The 522-nt window shown below is 64.6% G+C and carries 1 protein-coding gene; it reads left to right on the top strand.

Annotation, left to right across the window (positions count from 1 at the left end; all coding sequences use genetic code 11):
* A partial coding sequence (locus tag IEY88_RS43935) for an ABC transporter permease subunit (RefSeq protein WP_444543351.1) occupies nt 1-356 on the top strand: 356 nt, incomplete at its 5' end.
* Nucleotides 357-522 lie beyond the last annotated feature (166 nt).

Below are 522 nucleotides of genomic sequence, written 5' to 3'. Positions count from 1 at the left end.
AGCAGTCGGCGGTCCTCCTGGGCGTCCCCGTCGCGAAGACCAAGATCCTCGTCTACACGATGAGCGGCACGCTGGCGGGTCTCGCCGGCGCCCTGACCGCCGCCTATTTGCAGTCGGGTGTCACGGTCATCGGCGTCGGGCTCGAACTGGACGCCATCGCGGTCGTCGTCATCGGCGGGACCCTGCTGACCGGTGGCATGGGCACGATCCTCGGCACCGTGATCGGCGTCGGCCTGATCAAGGTCATCCAGAACGTCATCAACCAGATCGGCACGCTCGACAGCAACTACCAGTCAGTGGTCAGCGGCGCCTTCTTGCTCGTCGTCGTTGTCCTACAAAGGATATTGCGAAGATAGGAGAGCCATGACCAGACGCGTCCTGGGCGTATTGGTCGGAATCCTGATCACAGCGACATTTCTGACACCGACAGCGGCGCAGGCGGCGGAGTGGGTGCCCAAGACCCCTCCGCTGTCGACGCCGTGGACCTCGCAGGTGTCGCCGACGAACGCCCTGCCCGAGTAC

Origin of the sequence: Lentzea pudingi, from assembly GCF_014646255.1 — a bacterium.
Lineage (GTDB): Bacteria > Actinomycetota > Actinomycetes > Mycobacteriales > Pseudonocardiaceae > Lentzea > Lentzea pudingi.
Note: the sequence above shows the minus strand (reverse complement) of the source record. Positions and strands in the feature narration are given on the sequence as shown.